At 67.6% G+C, this 17,126-nt stretch carries 15 protein-coding genes; 11 read left to right on the forward strand and 4 right to left on the reverse strand.

Features of this window, described 5'->3' with window-relative positions; genetic code table 11:
* The first annotated feature begins 47 nt into the window (after positions 1 to 47).
* Positions 48 to 881 (forward strand): CerR family C-terminal domain-containing protein, encoded by an 834-nt coding sequence (locus HWX36_RS23040; protein WP_175955078.1) that lies wholly within the window; start codon positions 48 to 50, stop codon positions 879 to 881.
* A gap of 27 nt (positions 882 to 908) precedes the next feature.
* Here the strand turns inward: HWX36_RS23040 and HWX36_RS23045 are convergent, their stop codons facing one another.
* Both HWX36_RS23045 and HWX36_RS23050 read right to left on the reverse strand, forming a co-directional pair.
* Entirely contained in the window at positions 909 to 3,383 is a 2,475-nt protein-coding gene (locus HWX36_RS23045) for a mechanosensitive ion channel domain-containing protein (protein ID WP_175955080.1), read from the reverse strand.
* Between the two features lie 281 nt (positions 3,384 to 3,664).
* On the reverse strand, positions 3,665 to 4,642 hold the full coding sequence (locus tag HWX36_RS23050; RefSeq protein ID WP_175955082.1) for an LLM class oxidoreductase: 978 nt from the start codon (positions 4,640 to 4,642) through the stop codon (positions 3,665 to 3,667).
* 199 nt (positions 4,643 to 4,841) lie between these two features.
* On the opposite strand from HWX36_RS23050, the gene HWX36_RS23055 reads away from it, so the two are divergent.
* From HWX36_RS23055 to HWX36_RS23075, 5 genes are all read left to right on the forward strand, one after another.
* Entirely contained in the window at positions 4,842 to 5,240 is a 399-nt protein-coding gene (locus tag HWX36_RS23055; RefSeq protein WP_175955083.1) for a lysozyme inhibitor LprI family protein, read from the forward strand.
* A gap of 1,183 nt (positions 5,241 to 6,423) precedes the next feature.
* Positions 6,424 to 7,320, forward strand: a complete 897-nt coding sequence (locus HWX36_RS23060) for an NAD-dependent protein deacetylase (protein WP_175955086.1) — start codon at positions 6,424 to 6,426, stop codon at positions 7,318 to 7,320.
* Entirely contained in the window at positions 7,317 to 7,958 is a 642-nt protein-coding gene (locus HWX36_RS23065; RefSeq protein WP_175955088.1) for a DUF938 domain-containing protein, read from the forward strand. The genes HWX36_RS23060 and HWX36_RS23065 overlap by 4 nt, the downstream gene beginning before the upstream one ends.
* 97 nt (positions 7,959 to 8,055) lie before the next feature.
* Positions 8,056 to 9,468 carry an NADP-dependent phosphogluconate dehydrogenase gene (gene gndA, locus HWX36_RS23070; protein ID WP_175955089.1) on the forward strand — a complete coding sequence of 471 codons (1,413 nt, stop codon included), beginning with the start codon at positions 8,056 to 8,058 and terminating at the stop codon, positions 9,466 to 9,468.
* 200 nt (positions 9,469 to 9,668) lie between these two features.
* Positions 9,669 to 10,013, forward strand: coding sequence for a DUF4148 domain-containing protein (locus HWX36_RS23075; RefSeq protein ID WP_175955091.1), 345 nt, complete (start codon positions 9,669 to 9,671; stop codon positions 10,011 to 10,013).
* Positions 10,014 to 10,131: 118 nt separating this feature from the next.
* Here HWX36_RS23075 and HWX36_RS23080 read toward each other — a convergent pair whose 3' ends face one another.
* Positions 10,132 to 10,452: a hypothetical protein gene (locus tag HWX36_RS23080; protein ID WP_175955093.1), complete on the reverse strand. Its 321-nt coding sequence runs from the start codon at positions 10,450 to 10,452 to the stop codon at positions 10,132 to 10,134.
* Positions 10,453 to 10,877: 425 nt separating this feature from the next.
* Between HWX36_RS23080 and HWX36_RS23085 the strand changes: the two genes are divergently transcribed.
* A complete protein-coding gene (locus HWX36_RS23085; protein WP_175955095.1) occupies positions 10,878 to 11,612 on the forward strand; it encodes a peptidoglycan DD-metalloendopeptidase family protein in 735 nt (244 codons plus the stop codon).
* A 48-nt stretch (positions 11,613 to 11,660) separates the two neighbouring features.
* Here HWX36_RS23085 and HWX36_RS23090 read toward each other — a convergent pair whose 3' ends face one another.
* Positions 11,661 to 12,299: a Pr6Pr family membrane protein gene (locus HWX36_RS23090; protein WP_175955097.1), complete on the reverse strand. Its 639-nt coding sequence runs from the start codon at positions 12,297 to 12,299 to the stop codon at positions 11,661 to 11,663.
* Positions 12,300 to 12,525: 226 nt separating this feature from the next.
* On the opposite strand from HWX36_RS23090, the gene HWX36_RS23095 reads away from it, so the two are divergent.
* The 4 genes from HWX36_RS23095 to HWX36_RS23110 all read left to right on the forward strand — a co-directional run bounded on the left by HWX36_RS23095 (position 12,526) and on the right by HWX36_RS23110 (position 17,124).
* Positions 12,526 to 13,062 (forward strand): cytochrome b, encoded by a 537-nt coding sequence (locus HWX36_RS23095; RefSeq protein WP_175955099.1) that lies wholly within the window; start codon positions 12,526 to 12,528, stop codon positions 13,060 to 13,062.
* 155 nt (positions 13,063 to 13,217) lie between these two features.
* Entirely contained in the window at positions 13,218 to 13,586 is a 369-nt protein-coding gene (locus HWX36_RS23100; RefSeq protein ID WP_175955101.1) for a DUF2946 domain-containing protein, read from the forward strand.
* 82 nt (positions 13,587 to 13,668) lie between these two features.
* The gene (locus HWX36_RS23105) at positions 13,669 to 15,801 is read left to right on the forward strand and encodes a TonB-dependent copper receptor (protein WP_175955103.1); all 2,133 of its coding nucleotides are present in this window, start codon (positions 13,669 to 13,671) and stop codon (positions 15,799 to 15,801) included.
* 228 nt (positions 15,802 to 16,029) lie between these two features.
* Positions 16,030 to 17,124: a triacylglycerol lipase gene (locus HWX36_RS23110; protein WP_175955105.1), complete on the forward strand. Its 1,095-nt coding sequence runs from the start codon at positions 16,030 to 16,032 to the stop codon at positions 17,122 to 17,124.
* The last annotated feature ends 2 nt before the right edge of the window (positions 17,125 to 17,126 follow it).

The following is a 17,126-nucleotide window of genomic DNA, read 5'->3' on the forward strand; positions in this document are numbered from 1 at the left end:
AAAATTGTGTCAAGTAGAATGTCGGGCGATCGAATGACGAGGAAGGCATGAACGAAGCGAAGAAGCTGCGCCGCACGTCGGCGGGCGGCTACGCCCGCGGCGACGAAACGCGCCAGCGGATCATCGAGGCGGCGATCGAACTGTTCGGCGAGCGCGGGTTCGCGGGGGCATCGACACGCGAGATCGCGGCGATGGCCGGCGTGAATGCGCCGGCGCTCCAGTACTACTTCGAGAACAAGGAAGGCGTGTACCGCGCGTGCGTGGAGACGATCGCCGAGCTCGGCTGGGAAGTGTTCGCGCCGGCAGTCGGCCATGCACGGGCGATGCTCGATGCGGACGCGGACGTCGACGTGCTGATCGACGCGTTCGTCGGGCTGCTGCGTGCGGTTGCGGACCGGATGTTCACGGCGCCGAAGACGATGAACCAGCGGATGTTCTTCGCGCGCGAGCAAGGCGGCCAGGAGCCGGCGAGCGCGAGCGAAATCCTGATGAAACGCATGCGCAAGCCGCTCAACGACGTGAGCGCCGAGCTGATCGGCCGTATCTCGGGGCGGCCGGCCAACGATCCGGTCACGCGATTGCGCGCGCTGAGCCTGTTCGGGCAGATCACGGTGTTCCACATCGCGCAGCGCTCGGCGCTGCAGTTGCTCGAATGGGAGGCATTCGAAGGCGAGCGTGCGGCGCTGCTGACCGACACGATCGCCGAGCAGACGCGCGTGCTGCTCCGGCAATGGCACGCGCAGCGCGACGGATTGGCGGCCGACCCTGAGGCCGGCTCGAAGCGGCGGCAGGGTGCGGCGGCGAAACGCACGGCGAAGGCGGGGGCGTCGAGGCCCGCCGCGAACAGCACTCGACGCGTGAACAAGTCCGCCGCGCGTTGAGCGCGGCGCGCCGTCAGCCCCGGCGGGTCAACCCGGCTTGCGCGCCGGTTCGGCGGGCGCCGGCGGCCGGGCCGGCGGTTCGGGCGCATGGCCGTTGTCACTGTTGTCACCGTTGCCGCCATTGACGACAGGCCGCGATCCGTCCGCGTACGCGACGACGCTGCGCTGCGGATTGGCGATCCGGATGCCGCGTTCGCGGAATGTCTCCGCGATCCGCCGGTTGAATTCACGCTGCACGCTCCAGCGCGTCGAGTCCGTGCATTGCATCTGTCCGGCCAGCGCGAGCGCCGCGCCGTCGACCTGGTCGATACCCCAGTAGCTGAAGTCCGACAGGATGCCGTCGCGGTACGTCGGATCGTCGCGCAACGCGGCGCCGATTTCCTTCAGTGTCGCGACCGCGCGATCGATATCCTCGCCGTAGGCAATGCTGATCTTGACGGACGCGTTGCCGAGCCCGCGATTCGTATTGTTGACCGTCGTCACCGAGCTGAACGGGATCGTGTACAGCGACCCGTCGCCGGCGCGCAGCCGCACGGTGCGGATCGACAGGTACTCGACCGTGCCCGACACGCCGGCGAGCGTGACCCAGTCACCGACCTGCATCGCGTTTTCCATCAGCAGGAAGATCCCGGTGATGAAATCCTGCACGAGCTTCTGCGAGCCGAAGCCGAGCGCGACGCCGAAGATGCTGGCGCCGGCAAGCAGCGGGCCGACGTTCACGCCGAGCTGGCTGAGGCCCGTCAGCACGACGACGAGTGCGATCATCACGAACAGCAGCGAGCGCAGCATCGGCAGCAGCGTGCGCAGCCGCGCCGCGCGCACGAGATTGCCTTCGCGGGACCATCGTTGCAGCCGGCGCTCGATCGCGATGTTCGCGGCCTCCCACACGATGAGCGCGACGACGGCCGCGATGGCGATCGTCACCAGCGCCGACGCGAGCCGGTGGCCGATCGTGCCGGTTTCGAACGCGCGGAAGATCGGCACACCCCAGATCTGCAGCAGCACCAAGACGGTCACGATGCCGATCGCGCCCGACACGATCTGGCGCAGCAGCGGGTAGTAGCGGTACGCGTGCGTGTGGACGAGCGTGCGGTCTTCGTCGCGGCCCTGGAACAGCCGCGCGAGCGCGCCGAACACGACGATCGACACCATCCGCATGCCGATCATCACGGCGATCGAGCGGCCGCCGAGCGTGATCAGCACGCGGTAGCCGTTGTGGACGTCGAGCGCCCACACGAACCACAGCGCCATCACGACGAATACCGACACGGGCGCCCATGCGTCCGCGAACGCGTTGGCGATCATCGTGAAGGACGGACGGTCCTCGCCGGCTGAGCGGATCCGCGCGGCGACCGGCTGGCGGCACCGCAGGATCAGTGCCGAAACCATCAGGTGCCCGACGAGCGCGACGGCTTTCAGCAGCGCGACGTGACCGGCTTCGCTGAGACCGAAGTTCGCGGCGATCTCGACAGCGGCCGTGCAGGCGCCGACCACGATCACGATCCGCGCGATCGAGCGTTGCGCGAAGTTGGCCCACGCGTCGCTGATATGCAGCAGCCGCAATTGCCGCGCATCGGGCTGGAAGAACAGCCGGCTGACGATCGTGACGAGCCGGCAGATCACGTAGATGTCGATCAGCGCTTCGAGCGCGGATTCGATCGGCGTGCCCGTATCGCCGATCGCCGACATCGTCAGGCTCGCGACGCCGACGAACACGAGCAGCGGCACCGCACGCAATGCGAGGCTGACGAGCACGCGCGGCATCCGGTGCAGCAGCGTGGTGTGGCGGCGCGCGTGGCCGCGGCCTTGCGACGCGGCGGGCGCGGCGCCGGGGGTGTCGGGAGCGTCTGGCGGGGCGGGGGTGCCCGGTGGTGCGTTGTCGTCGTCGGGCGCGGCGGAGCCGGATGTAACGGCGTCGGGGGCGGTGCGACGCGACGTGCCGGCGCGTCGAGCGGCCACTGCGCCCAGCGCACGTCGCAACAGCCGCTTCGCGAACCATTCGACGAGGAGCGCGGGCACGAGCACGGCGATGATGATCCAGAGCGCGTGTGCAAGATCCGCGCGCTCGTCGGCGCTCACCAGCCTGTCGTGCCACCAGCTTCCAACCGACCCGACATCGAGCAGCGAGCGCAGCGATTCCTTCAGCGCGCCGCCGATTTCGGTGGCCCAGCGCGATCCCTGCCGGACAAGCATCGACGCGAGCCCATTCGACTTGAGCGCGGCCGGGGCCGCGGCGGCCGACGCGGCGCTGGCCGCAGCCGCATCGCTTGCCGCGACCGCAGGTGCGCTCAGTGCGCCGACGGCCGCGATCGCGCGCAGCGTTGTTTCGACCTGCGCGCGGTCGCGTGGATTTTCGAGCACATTGAGTGCCTGCTGCGCCTGTTGCGGCGTCAGCGCGGGCGCGGTGCCGGAAGCGGCCGACGCGGCGGCCGGGGCGGGAGCGGCCGCGTGGGCGGCCGAGACGACGGCGGCAAGCAGCCAGCCGAGGAGGAAATGTCGCATGGAGTAGGCATGCGGGCGCGCATCGGCGCGCGGCCCGCCGGGCTGAACGATGGACGGAAGTTAACATGATTGCGATCGGAACCGAATAGTTCCATCGACGATCATTCGAATCGGGCATGCCCGACGCGGCGCGGGCGTTTGCGGCGCGTTTGCGCAGTCATGTGTCTGACGCGGGCTGTAGGCAGCCGGATAGGTCGGGGCATTTCAATTGCAGACGTGTAATGCATTTGTAACGACGGCTTGTCAGCAGCGGCGGGCGATGCACGCGTCGTGTCGAATTACTATGGAATCCTGCTGAATGGCGCGGGCTCGTCGTGAAAGACTGGCAGAACGTGTTCCGCGATTTCTTCGATGACTTCGCGCACGGGCTGGTCCGAGCCCGGATTCAGCGTGACGTGGTGCGTGCCCGCCGCGCGCATGTCGTGCAGGATGTCCACCAATGCGCGGCGTCCGGTTGCATAGCCGAGCGGCAACGCGGTGGCCGGCGCGTCGGGATTCGCGACAAGGTCGAGCCGCATCGACACGCCGAACGCGCGAAAGGCGGGCGACGCGAGCCGTTCGACCGCCGCACGCCACATCGAATGGCGGGCGCGCTGCGTGTCCGGATCGCGGTGATACGTCATCCAGCCGATCGAGTGCCGAGCAATCCAGTCGACGCTTTGCCCACCCGAGCCGACTGCCAGCATCGGCACCGCGTCGGCGCCGCGTGGCAGCAGCGTGAATTCGGGCGCATCGGGCGGCGCTTCGTCGGGCAGCACACGAGACGGCACGCCGAGCGCGGCCGCGACGACCTCCCAGTGCGCGCGGTAGCGGTCGCGCCGCGTTTCCGCATCGACGCCGAACGCCGCATACTCGGGCGGCCGGTCGCCGGAGCCGAGCCCGAGGATGAAGCGCCCGTCCGACAGCGTCGCGACCGACAGCGCACCCTTCGCGATATGCAGCGGATGACGCAGCGGTAGCACGATCGCGCCGCTGGCGAGCGCGATCCGGCGCGTGCGTGACGCCAGTGCGCCGAGCAGGACCCACGGGTCGAGGTGGCCGACCGGGTCGGGATAGTCGGCGCTGTTCAGCGGCACGTCGCGAATCCACAACGCGCGAAAGCCGAGCGTGTCGGCCAGCGCTGCGAATTCAAGCTGCTCGCCGAAGTCGGCGACGATATGGCCGCTGCGAAGCAGCGGCAGCGTGAGGCCGATCGACAGCCGTCCGTCCGAAAAGACGCGATGCGCAACGTCGGGGCGGGCGAGGGCGGGCGTCGTCATGTCGAATCCTGGGAGGCAGTGCGGGGCGTACGCAGGGCGATGCGTGTCCGAATGCTAGCGTGTTTGCGCGACGGTTGCGCGGCACGGCATGCGCAGTGACCGATCGAGCGTGACCGGTTGACGTCGGAACCGCGAGGGTCATGCAGGCAGCGGGCCGGGCATAATCGATACCTTCCGTCATTGAAACCAACGAATTCGGATGAATGCACTTCAACACAGGGTGATCGGTCTGGCGGCGGGCGCAATGCTCTTCGCGGTTGCGTCCGGTGCGCTCGCGGACGAGGCGGAGCGAGCCGCTATCTGCAAGACTGCCGAGGAGACGGGCTACACGGCCGACATCCGTAATTGCCTGCGGCTGAAATACGACGCGGTCGACAAACGGTTAAATGCCGTCTACAAGACGAAGATGGCGAGCCTGGATGAGCAAGGCAAGGTGAGGTTGCGCAACGACGAGCGCCGCTGGCTCAAGGCACGGGATGCCGCTTGCGCAGAATCGCGGCAGCCCGATGCGGGCGGCACGCTCGGGCTCGTGGAGGTCGACAGTTGCTTCGTCGACGAAACCGAGCGCCGTGCCAAGGTGATCGAAGCCTTTCGTTGACGCGTGTCGAGGCGTCGTATCGGCCGCGGTGTCAAGCTCCCGCAGCGTCATGCCTCGCAGTGTGCGGCCGAGGCGCGACGCCACGCCACGTGTTGTGACGCGCGGTTGTCGCCGTCGGTGCTGTAGAACAGCGTGCGCGTTTGAAGCGAAGGCAGTCGCGTCCACGCGGCGGTCACCGCCGCCGCGACGCCATGCCCCCGAAATGCAGCGGCCGTCGCGAGACCGGGTTCGGCACCGACTTCGGACAGCCGTTCGGCGAACGCGCGCGGATGCAACGCCGCACTACCCGCGCCGGGCGTGCCTGCACCGCGTGACGGCACGCCCGGCCGACGTTCGTCGATCCGGAAGGCGTTTCAGTTTCGAAACGTTCGCGTTCCTTGCCGGTGCGCGATTCGCGTCGATCGCACCCAATCCGCCCGCGCGGCCTTGCGGCGTGAAGCATGGTGCGCTCCTTGCATATCTGTGCAGGCCGTGAGCGCGGTCGCGGACGCAGTCGGTCCGGCGATCGCTTCAGTGGGTCGGACGTATCGGAGACGGGGACAAGAGAATGAAAACAGACCGAATCGCAACGTGTCGTGTTGCAAACATGAATCGCCGACCTGCCAGCGTATTCGCTTCGCCGTTGATCGAGGCGACGTGAGCGCGCGGCTTTCCGTTCCATCCGAGCAATCGGGTTTGATCTGAACGACGACGTGCAGATGTAACGCACGAGGCCGACTGGTGCCGGTCGGCCGTCGGGGATGAGCTTCGAATGCCTGCGGATGGCCCGGCCCGGATCCCGGATCGTCAATGTGCCGCGCGCAACGCGAGTCGTCGCGCGGCGTATGCGTGTGCGTGCCGTGCATTGCGTCGGTGCGACGGGACCGAACCGGATCGCACCGGAAAGCCGGCAGCGCAACGATGCGTTCGGCATCGCGGAACATATGCAGTCCAGGGGAAGCGTTCACCGGCCACGGCAGGGCGGACGCCGCGAAATCGTGCTGTCAGTTGATCCACTACCCCGATGGATCAATTGTTGAAGCGCCCGTCCGCCACGTGGCGGATGGGCGTCTTTTTTTGTGCGCCGGTTTGCGACGCGAGCCCTCGGCCCGATCGCGCGGCGTTCTGTATCATGTGCTGGCGTGCCTGGCCGCCCGTGCGGGCGCACGGTGCTTGCCGGCGCGCCCGATCACGCGTTGCCAACATGAACGACACAGCCCTGCACGACCCTTCAACCGCCGGCGTCGATCCGGCCGCACTTGATGCGCTGCACACGTTCGTCGAGCGCCATCCGCGCCTGCTGGTATTGACCGGCGCGGGCATCAGCACCGACTCCGGCATTCCCGGCTATCGCGACCGCAACGGCCAATGGATGCGCTCGCCGCCGATCCAGCTCCACGAATTCCTCGGCTCCGATGCCGCGCGGCGGCGCTATTGGGCGCGCAGCATGATCGGCTGGCCCGTCGTCGGCCGCGCGCAGCCGAACGGGTCGCACGTCGCGCTGGCGCGGCTCGGCAGTGCGGGACGGATCGAGCGGCTCGTCACGCAGAACGTCGACGGCCTGCACCAGCGCGCGGGCAGCGGCGACGTCATTGAACTGCACGGCGGAATCGACGGCGTCACGTGCCTCGGCTGCGGCGCGCATCATGCGCGCGCGACGATCCAGGTCATGCTCGAGGCCGACAATCCCGAATTGCTGGGCGCGCAGGCCGAGCCGGCCGCGGATGGCGACGCGCACCTCGAATGGGCCGCGCTCGACACGTTCCGCATCCCGGCTTGCCCCGCGTGCGGCGGGCTGCTGAAGCCGGCGGTCGTGTTCTTCGGCGAAAACGTGCCGCGCGAGCGCGTGACGCTCGCGTCGCAGGCGCTCGATGCGGCCGATGCGCTGCTGGTCGTCGGCTCGTCGCTGATGGTGTATTCCGGCTACCGCTTCTGCGTGTGGGCGCAGGCACGGCACAAGCCGGTCGCTGCGCTCAATCTCGGCCATACGCGCGCCGATCCGATGCTGACGTTGAAGGTGGAGGCACGCTGCGCACCCGCGCTCGACGCGCTGACCGCGCGGCTGGGCCTCACGGGCCGCGCACCGGAGCAGGCATCGTGAGCGGCCCGACATCTTCTCCCGATCCGTCCGCGCGGCTGTCGGCGCCGGCGGCCGAACGCAATCGCGGGCCGATCCTCGACGTCTTGCGCCGCGTGTTGCCGGCGAGCGGCCGCGTGCTCGAAATCGCGAGCGGCACGGGGCAGCATGCGGTCCACTTCGCGCAGGCGCTGCCGGGCCTGCACTGGCAGCCGAGCGATCCCGACGCGCAGGCGCGGCGCTCGATCGCCGCATGGGTTGCCCATGCGGGCCTCGCCAACGTTGCCGGGCCGCTTGCGTTCGACGTGCGTGACGCGTCGTGGCCGGTCGACGCGCTCGATGCAATCGTCTGCATCAACATGATTCACATCTCGCCGTGGGCCTGCACCGACGCGCTGTTCGCGGGTGCGTCGCGCCTGCTGCGGCCGGGCGGCGTGCTGTTCCTTTACGGGCCGTATCGCCGCGAGGGCCGGCATACGGCGCCGTCGAACGAAGCCTTCGACCTGCAACTGCGCAGCCGCGACCCGTCGTGGGGCGTGCGCGATCTCGAGACCGTCGTCGCGCTCGGCCTCGATCGCGGGCTCGACTGCATCGAGGTGGTGGAGATGCCGGCGAACAACCTGAGCGTCGTGTTCCGGCGGCTGCCGCACGCGGAGCAATGACACGCAAGCGCGCATCGCCGCCGGGTTTCCACTATCCTTTCGCCTGTGCGCGCGACCCGGCTCGGGTCGCGCCCCGTTTTTTCCGGAGAATTGACTAATGGGCAAACAAGCAATCGGTGTGATCGGGCTGGCGGTGATGGGCCGCAATCTCGCACTCAATATCGAGAGCCGCGGTTACGCGGTGTCGGTGTACAACCGCAGCCGCGAGAAAACCGACGAACTGATCGCCGAATTCCCCGGCCGCAATCTGGTGCCGACCTATACGCTCGAGGCATTCGTCGCGTCGCTCGAAACGCCGCGCCGGATCCTGATGATGGTGAAGGCCGGTGAAGCGACCGATGCGACGATTGCGGCGCTCAAGCCGCTGCTCGAGAAGGGCGACGTGCTGATCGACGGCGGCAATACGCACTTCACCGACACGATCCGCCGCAACCAGGAGCTCGCGCAATCGGGCCTGCATTTCATCGGCACCGGCGTGTCGGGTGGCGAAGAGGGCGCGCTGCGCGGCCCGTCGATCATGCCCGGCGGCCAGCGTGACGCATACGACCTCGTCGAGCCGATCCTCAAGCAGATCGCCGCCAAGGCGCCGTCGGACGGCGAGCCGTGCGTCGCGTACATGGGCCCGGACGGTGCAGGCCATTACGTGAAGATGGTCCACAACGGCATCGAGTACGGCGACATGCAGTTGATCGCCGAAAGCTATGCGGTGCTGAAGGACGTCGCGGGCCTGACCAACGACGAGCTCGGCGCGGTGTACACCGAGTGGAACCAGGGCGAACTCGACAGCTACCTGATCGAGATCACGTCGAAGATCTTCGGTAAGAAGGACGAGGAAACCGGCAAGCACCTCGTCGACGTGATCCTCGATCGCGCCGCGCAGAAGGGCACCGGCAAATGGACGAGCCAGAACGCGCTGGATCTCGGCGTGCCGCTGCCGCTCATCACCGAATCGGTGTTCGCGCGCGTGCTGTCGTCGCTGAAGACCGAGCGCGTCGCGGCCAGCAAGATCCTGTCGGGCCCGGTTGCCGCGCCGTTCGACGGTGATCGCGCCGCGTTCATCGAAGCGGTGCGTCGCGCGCTCTACCTGAGCAAGGTGATCTCGTACGCGCAGGGCTTCGCGCAACTGCGCACGGCGTCGGAAGAGTACGGCTGGAACCTCGATCTCGGGACGATCGCGAAGATCTTCCGCGCGGGCTGCATCATCCGCGCGCGCTTCCTGCAGAAGATCACGGACGCGTACGCGAAGGATCCGGCGCTCGCGAACCTGCTGCTCGATCCGTACTTCAAGGACATCGCCGCGAATTACCAGGCGTCGCTGCGCGATGTCGTGGTCGCCGCGGTGAAGGCCGGCGTGCCGGTGCCGGCGTTCGCGTCGGCGGTCGCGTACTTCGACAGCTACCGCTCCGAGCGGCTGCCGGCGAACCTCGTGCAGGCGCAGCGAGATTTCTTCGGCGCGCACACGTTCGAGCGTACCGACAAGCCGGGCAGCTTCCACGCGAACTGGTCGTAACCGGCTGGCGGGGACAGCATTGTTGCGAAAATCTATGCTTTGAATAGGGTTTTTCTATCCCGGATGCCGACATTGTTGGCTCCGGGGAAACAGTGTTTTCGTTCTTTCATGGTTTTCCCTAGGCGACGCCGGGACTAAACTCTGTTCCATCGCTGCAGACATGGTGTGTGCGGCGGAGCAAAAAAATCCCGGAGGTAATCATGAAATCGCTGATCGCAACGTTCGCCGCAGCTGCCGTCCTCGCCGTTCCCGCTGTCTCGTTCGCCCAACAGAACGCACCCGTCACCCGCGCACAGGTCAAGGCCGAACTGGCCGCCGTGCAACAGGCCGGCTATAAGCTGGGCAGCGACCGTACGAACTACCCGGAAAGCATCCAGGCTGCTGAAGCCCGCCTGAACCCGCAACAGAACGTCGCCGCTGCCGACACGACCGGCTACGGCGCGCAACCGGCTGCCGCGCAGGAATCCGGCGCGCCGGCCAAGGCCAAGACCGGCTGGCAAGTCAAGCGTATCGCTGACGACGCCCCGATCTACAAGGGTCGTTAATGGTGCGGTCGCATCGGCGGCCTGATCCGCCCCTGGAAGTACAAACAGCCCGCCGTTCCGTCATTCGGAACGGCGGGCTGTTTTCATTGGCCGCGCGTGTATCGCGCCTGCCGTCAGTTCAGTGCAGCGCGCGCCGGCCGCGCCCGATATCCCGGAACAGCGCTTCGGCCGGTTCCAGCACCTGCAGCCACGTTTCGTCGTAGCCGCTCAACGTGTCGAGCGCATCACGCAGCCGCTCGATCGCGAGGATCGGCAGCTCGACGCTGTGGCGCGTGGCGCCGGTCAAATGCGCGACGCTCGCCAGCTGGACGAGCGCATCGGCCGCCTCGGCGACGTCGGTCGCGAACAGCAGGTGCCGGTTGAGCAATTCGACCAGGCCGCTGGAACCGGAGAAGTCATCGGCGTTGAGCTGCACGGAAAGAAACGTCGCGTTGTTCATTGTCATGCTCCTCGTTGTCGTTGGGTCGCGCAGTGCATCACCGAGTATAGGTGGCGATCGAAGCGGAGAATGTGACGGGATCGATACTGCTCGCGAGGGCGGCACGGCAGGCGAAAGATCCGCCGCAGGCCCGCCCGGCGGCCCGCGCGGCGCGGCTTGCAGGCCGCTGCGATGATGGTGTGACGCAGCAAGATTGTTGCCGGATCGGGCAACTGACGCGGGCTTGACCGCCACAAATGGTATCTTTGCCGATCGGGACGACGCAAAAAAGGGGCCGGTGAGTCCATTCGCGCCAACGTCCCGCTGTGGAAACTGACGGCCGCGAGAGCGGTCGGATACTGATTGGTCCGGCCGTTCGGCCGGACATCGTGCGTCGCGCGCCGGGGGGCGGTGGGCGGCGCAACGACGCAAATCCGGGAGGACCCTTGAGAGAAACTATTCCCATCCACGATGCGCTGACGCGCTGGCTGCCGCAGGCGGCGCTCGTTGCCGCGGCCATCGCGCTGACGGGCTGCACGATGACGCCGTGGACCGACAGCTGGCAGCCGGCGCGCCAGCCGGCACCCACGTCGGCCGCGACGCCGGGCGTGATCGCCGGCTATTACCGCGTGAATCCGGGCGATACGCTCGCGAGCGTCGCGAACGCCTACGGGCAGCGCGTCCAGGACGTGGCCAGCTGGAACCACATGGCACCGACCGATGCCGTGTATCCCGGCCAGGTGCTGCGCGTCGCGCCGCCGCCTGCCGCGACGTCGTTTGGGCAGCCGCCCGCGGCGGCCGCACAGCCGGGCTCGCTCGCATGGCCGGCCACCGGTGTCGTGGCGACGCCGTTCTCGGCCGGCAAGACGCGCGGCGTCGTGATCGTCGCATCCGGGCCCGACCATTCGGTGCGGGCCGCGGCGGCCGGGCGCGTGGTTTACGCCGGGTCCGGCGTCAAGGCCTACGGCCCGCTCGTGATCCTGAAGCATGAGAACGGGCTCATCACGGCCTACGGACACAACGGCAAGCTGCTCGTCAACGAAGGCGATGCGGTGCGCCAGGGCCAGCCGGTCGCCGAAATGGGCACCGACGCGAACGGCCGCTCGGCGTTCGAGTTCGAAGTCCGCCAGAACGGCAAGGTCGTCGATCCGATGAATTTCCTGCCGCGCAACGGCGGCTGACGACCCGCTTCACCCCGTGTGCGCCGGGCGGCGCACACGTTCCCGCCCTCATCCCTTCCGGAGAGTCACAGCACCCGACTGTCTCGCGTGATTGCCGAGCCAGCGTATGCCGAGTGCGAGCGCCGTCGCCCCAATCGCGATCAGCGAGCACTGGATCGCAACCGGCAGGTAGCCGTGCGGCCGCGGATCGACGAACGGGTAGGGGTACCAGTTCTCCAGCGCGCCACGCACCAGCGTATAGCCGAGATAGACGATCGGGAAAGCGAGCCACGCGAACGCGCTGCGCCGGGGAATCGGCAGGCGCGGCTCCACGTACAGCCAGTCGCACAGCATGACGAGCGGCACGATCCGGTGCAGCACCCAGTTGTTGAACGCCGGCGTGATGTGGCGCAGTGCATCGAGCCGCGCGAGCAGGAGTTCGTAGACGATCGCGGTGATCAGGACGTACAGCACCGCGGCGCCGCGCATCGATTCGTAGCGGGCCGAGCCGGGGCGTGCGATGTGCCACAGCCCGGTGGCGAGCATCGCGGCCGCGTAGAGGCTGCTCAGTTGCGTGAAGTAGCTGAGGTAGTTGCCGAGATGAAAGCCCGGCAGGTGCCAGTAGTTGGCGATGCTGCGCAGCGTGGTGGATACCGCGAGCAACGCGGCGGTCAGCCGATAGGCCGCAACGAAGAACGCCTTGCTCATGATGCCCGCGCGCCGTCGCACCAAAGCTTCATCGTGCCACAGCCGTCCGGGCGCGCGATGCGGACTTTCCCATATGAAGCCCTGCGCGGCGCGCATGGACAATTCGTCGGATATTTGCGCGCGTCGTGCAAAACCGGGCGCCCGTGCGGCTACAATCGGGGCAGTTTTGCCGGGCGCAGGCCGGTGGCTGCATGCGTCCATCCCCGCATACGACACGAGACGAAGCATGAGAAACATCCTCGCGAAACAGACGCGCTACAGCTCGCCCGCGATCTTCTTCCACTGGGCCGTCTTCCTGCTGGTGGCGCTGGCCTACCTGGCCATCGAGATCCGTGGACCGAAAGGCAGCGACAGCCGGGTGTTCTGGATGAACGTGCATCTCACCGCGGGCACGCTCGTGCTCGTCCTGTCGGTGTTGCGCGTGCTGTGGCGGGCCGTCAGCCGTGTGCCGGATGCCATTCCGCAAGCGGCGCTGCTGCGCTGGCTCTCGAAGCTCGCGCATGTCGCGCTCTACGTGTTCATCATCGCGCAGCCGCTGCTCGGCATCATGATGATCAACCTGGGCGGCAAGCCGGTGTCGCTCGACTGGCTCGGCCTGTCGTTCACGCTGGTCGGCCCCGACAAGGCGCTGCGGCCGACGATCAAGGAAGCGCATGAACTGATCGGCAACGCGTTCTACTTCGTGATCGGCCTGCACGCGCTGGCCGCGCTCTACCATCATTTCATCCGGCGCGACGACGTGCTGCGGCGCATGGCGCCCTGAACGGCACGTTCCGGAAACAGGCAGCAGGCGGGGGCGCATGGTTGTGTTGACAACCATGCGCCCCCGGTTCGTTTACCGGCATCCGCACTGGCTATCGCGTTAAACATTCTGTAATATCTCGGCTGTTTTTACAATCCGCTTACTCGTTGCCGAGCATGCTGCACCGACATCGTCACCTGACCGCCTGGCTTGGCGTGCTCGCGATCTGGTTCGCGATCGCGGCGCCGCTGGTGTCGCAGTGGCGCGTCGCGCAGGCGGCCACGCCTGACGCAATCGTCTGCAGTACGGAGCATGGCGCGCATCCGTCGCCCGATGCGGGCCGCAGGCACGATCATGCGCTGCATCTCGATGCGTGCGGCTACTGCGGTTTCTTCGCGCACAGCCCCGCGATCGGCGGGCCTGCCGCCGCGGCACTCGCTTTCGTTCCCTTCGTTTCCGTTGCCGCCGTCGCGCCGCCCGCCGTCGCGGCGCGCGCCGACCGCTATCCGCGCGCGTACCCGCGCGCCCCGCCCGAGCGCGCCTGACGCGCTGTTTCCGTTCTTTTCACCGCCGATATCCGTGCGGCCCGTCGAGGCCGCGTGGAGGGCGTCACTCGGGCTTTCGATCATGACCATTTTCCAGTTGCGTGCGCCGCGGGCGTCACGCAATGCCTGCGTGCGGCGCATGCCGCGCGTGCTGAAACTTACCGTTCCCGCGCTCGCTGTCGGCGCATTGGCCGCGAGCGCCGCGGCCGCCGAAACGGCGCGCACACCCGGCGCGCCGGCCGAAGATACGGCCGCGCCGCTGCCGGCCATCGAAGTCGTCGCATCGCCGCTGTCGACGCCGCTCGTCGTCGTCACGGATCCGAAGACCCCGCGCCAGCCGCTGCCCGCCAGCGATGGCGCGGATTACCTGAAAACCATCCCCGGTTTCACGTCGATCCGCAGCGGCGGCACCAACGGCGACCTCGTGCTGCGCGGGATGTTCGGCTCGCGGCTCAACATCCTGGCGAACGGGATGTCGACGCTCGGCGCATGTCCGGGCCGGATGGATGCGCCGACGTCGTACATCGCACCGGAGAGCTATGACAAGGTCACCGTCGTGAAGGGGCCGCAGACCGTGCTGTACGGTCCCGGCGCGTCGGCCGGCACCGTGATGTTCGAGCGCGTGACGCCGCGCTTCGACAAGCCCGGCATGCGCTTCGCGGGCAGCCTGGTCGGCGGGTCGTTCGGCCGCAACGACCAGAACATCGACGTGACGGCCGGCACGCCGGACGTCTATGGCCGAGTGACCGCGAACCACGCACACTCGCAAGACTACAAGGACGGCAACGGCAACACCGTGCCGTCGCAGTGGGACAAGTGGAACGCCGATGCGGCGCTCGGCTGGACGCCGGACGACCACACACGCGTCGAGCTGACCGCCGGCACCGGCGACGGCTATGCGCGCTACGCGGGGCGCGGGATGGACGGCGCGCATTTCCGCCGGGAAACGTTCGGCCTGTCGTTCGACAAGAAGCACCTCGGCGACGTGCTCGACCGGATCGAGGCCCGTGTGTACTACAACGAAGCCGATCACGTGATGGACAACTACACGTTGCGGCAACCGGACCCGACCAGCAGCATGCCGATGCGGATGGCGTCGGAAGTGCGGCGTCGCACGTTCGGCGCGCGCGCGGCCGCGACGTTTCGTTTTGCCGACGACTTCAAGCTCGTGACGGGTGTCGACGCGCAATCGAACCGGCTCGACTCGCGTTCGGCGATGGGACGGCAGAACTACGGCGACAAGCCGTGGGACGCCCAGGCGACGATGTGGAACGCGGGCGCGTTCGGCGAACTGACGTGGTACGCGAGCGAGGTGTCGCGCGTGATCGGCGGCGCGCGCATCGACTATGCGAGCGCGCGCGACAAGCGCGCGACGACGAGCGGCATGATGATGAGCAAGCCGAATCCGACCTTCGACGACGATCGCACGCGCATGTTGCCGAGCGGCTTCGTCCGCTACGAGCGCGATCTCGCGTCGCTGCCCGTCACATGGTACGCGGGCGTCGGCCATACGGAGCGCTATCCCGACTACTGGGAGCTGTTTTCCGCGAAGCGCGGGCCGGCCGGCTCGGTCAACGCGTTCTCGGCGGTGCAGCCGGAGAAGACCACACAGCTCGATATCGGTGCGCAATACAAGAGCGACCGGCTCGATGCATGGGTGTCGGCGTACGCGGGCTACGTGCAGGACTTCATCCTGTTCAACTACGCGGCCGGCATGATGGGCCCGACCACGCAGGCAACCAACGTCAACGCGCAGATCATGGGCGGCGAAGCGGGCATGTCGTGGAAACCGGTTTCGCCGCTGCGCGTCGACACATCGCTCGCGTATGCGTGGGGGCGCAACGCGGCAACCGGCGATCCGTTGCCGCAGATGCCGCCGCTCGAGGCGCGTATCGGGCTCGAATACACGCGTGGTGCGTGGTCGGCCGGGGGGCTGTGGCGCATCGTTGCGCCGCAGCATCGCTATGCGCTGAACGAGGGCAACGTGGTCGGCAAGGACTTCGGCCCGAGCGCCGGATTCGGCGTGCTCTCGCTGCATACGCAATACAACGTCAGCAAGACCGTGCAGATCTCGGTCGGCGTCGACAACGTGCTGAACAAGGCCTACAGCGAGCACCTGAACCTCGCCGGCAACGCGGGCTTCGGCTATCCGGCGAACTCGCCGGTGATGGAACCGGGCCGGACCGCATGGGTGCGCGTGAGCGCGAAGCTGTAACGCATCGCACGTGTGCGTTGCAGCATGCGTGCCGATGAACGCGGCCCCGCCTGAACGGGCGGGCCGCGTCAACCGATTAGAGAACCGTATCTAGTCAGGGCGCAAACGTTGTCGACTCGTGATTCACTCCCGCATTCGACGCACACGGCGGTCGCGACGTTTGCGATGCATAGTGCGTGTCGATCCGGCTTCATTCGCACCGGCAGCACAATAATCAGGAGAACATGCATGGCCAGAACGATGCGTTCCAGGGTGGTGGCAGGGGCAGTGGCATGCGCGATGAGCATCGCGCCGTTCGCGGGGACGACCGCAGTGATGACGCTCGCGACGACGCACGCGGCGATGGCGGCGACCGCGCCCGCCGACGGCTACGCGGCGACGCGTTATCCGATCATCCTCGTGCACGGGCTCTCGGGTACCGACAAGTACGCCGGCGTGCTCGAGTATTGGTATGGCATCCAGGAAGACCTGCAACAGAACGGTGCGACCGTCTACGTCGCGAACCTGTCCGGGTTCCAGAGCGACGACGGCCCGAACGGGCGCGGCGAACAGCTGCTCGCTTACGTGAAGACGGTGCTCGCGGCGACAGGCGCAACCAAGGTCAATCTCATTGGCCACAGCCAGGGCGGCCTCACGTCGCGCTACGTCGCGGCCGTTGCACCCGATCTCGTCGCGTCGGTGACGACGATCGGCACGCCGCATCGCGGCTCCGAGTTCGCCGACTTCGTGCAGAGCGTGCTTGCATACGATCCGACCGGGCTTTCATCATCGGTGATCGCCGCGTTCGTCAATGTGTTCGGCATCCTGACGAGCAGCACCCACAACACGAACCAGGACGCGCTCGCCGCGCTGCAGACGCTGACCACCGCACGGGCCGCCGCGTACAACCAGAGCTACCCGAGTGCGGGCCTGGGTGCGCCGGGCAGTTGCCAGACCGGCGCACCGACGGAAACCGTCGGCGGCAACACGCATCTGCTGTACTCGTGGGCCGGCACGGCGATCCAGCCGACGCTGTCGCTGCTGGGTGTCACGGGTGCGACCGACACGAGCACCCTTCCTGTCGTCGATCCGGCGAATGCGCTCGACCCGTCGACGCTCGCGCTGTTCGGCACGGGCACGGTGATGATCAACCGCGGCTCCGGGCAAAACGACGGGCTCGTGTCGAAGTGCAGTGCGCTGTACGGCAAGGTGCTGAGCACGAGCTACAAGTGGAACCACCTCGACGAGATCAACCAGCTGCTCGGCGTGCGCGGCGCGTATGCGGAAGATCCGGTCGCGGTGATCCGCACGCATGCGAACCGGCTGAAGCTGGCGGGCGTGTAATC

The sequence above is a fragment of the Burkholderia sp. BCC0405 genome, from assembly GCF_902833075.1.
In the GTDB taxonomy this organism is placed as follows: domain Bacteria; phylum Pseudomonadota; class Gammaproteobacteria; order Burkholderiales; family Burkholderiaceae; genus Burkholderia.

What these genes read in the sequence shown, in the direction of transcription:
- HWX36_RS23040 (WP_175955078.1), top strand. Translation starts at nt 48, where the DNA reads ATGAACGAAGCGAAGAAGCTGCGCCGCACGTCGGCGGGCGGCTACGCC.
- HWX36_RS23045 (WP_175955080.1), bottom strand. Translation starts at nt 3,383, where the DNA reads ATGCGACATTTCCTCCTCGGCTGGCTGCTTGCCGCCGTCGTCTCGGCC.
- HWX36_RS23050 (WP_175955082.1), bottom strand. Translation starts at nt 4,642, where the DNA reads ATGACGACGCCCGCCCTCGCCCGCCCCGACGTTGCGCATCGCGTCTTT.
- HWX36_RS23055 (WP_175955083.1), top strand. Translation starts at nt 4,842, where the DNA reads ATGAATGCACTTCAACACAGGGTGATCGGTCTGGCGGCGGGCGCAATG.
- HWX36_RS23060 (WP_175955086.1), top strand. Translation starts at nt 6,424, where the DNA reads ATGAACGACACAGCCCTGCACGACCCTTCAACCGCCGGCGTCGATCCG.
- gndA (WP_175955089.1), top strand. Translation starts at nt 8,056, where the DNA reads ATGGGCAAACAAGCAATCGGTGTGATCGGGCTGGCGGTGATGGGCCGC.
- HWX36_RS23075 (WP_175955091.1), top strand. Translation starts at nt 9,669, where the DNA reads ATGAAATCGCTGATCGCAACGTTCGCCGCAGCTGCCGTCCTCGCCGTT.
- HWX36_RS23080 (WP_175955093.1), bottom strand. Translation starts at nt 10,452, where the DNA reads ATGAACAACGCGACGTTTCTTTCCGTGCAGCTCAACGCCGATGACTTC.
- HWX36_RS23090 (WP_175955097.1), bottom strand. Translation starts at nt 12,299, where the DNA reads ATGAGCAAGGCGTTCTTCGTTGCGGCCTATCGGCTGACCGCCGCGTTG.
- HWX36_RS23095 (WP_175955099.1), top strand. Translation starts at nt 12,526, where the DNA reads ATGAGAAACATCCTCGCGAAACAGACGCGCTACAGCTCGCCCGCGATC.
- HWX36_RS23100 (WP_175955101.1), top strand. Translation starts at nt 13,218, where the DNA reads ATGCTGCACCGACATCGTCACCTGACCGCCTGGCTTGGCGTGCTCGCG.
- HWX36_RS23105 (WP_175955103.1), top strand. Translation starts at nt 13,669, where the DNA reads ATGACCATTTTCCAGTTGCGTGCGCCGCGGGCGTCACGCAATGCCTGC.
- HWX36_RS23110 (WP_175955105.1), top strand. Translation starts at nt 16,030, where the DNA reads ATGGCCAGAACGATGCGTTCCAGGGTGGTGGCAGGGGCAGTGGCATGC.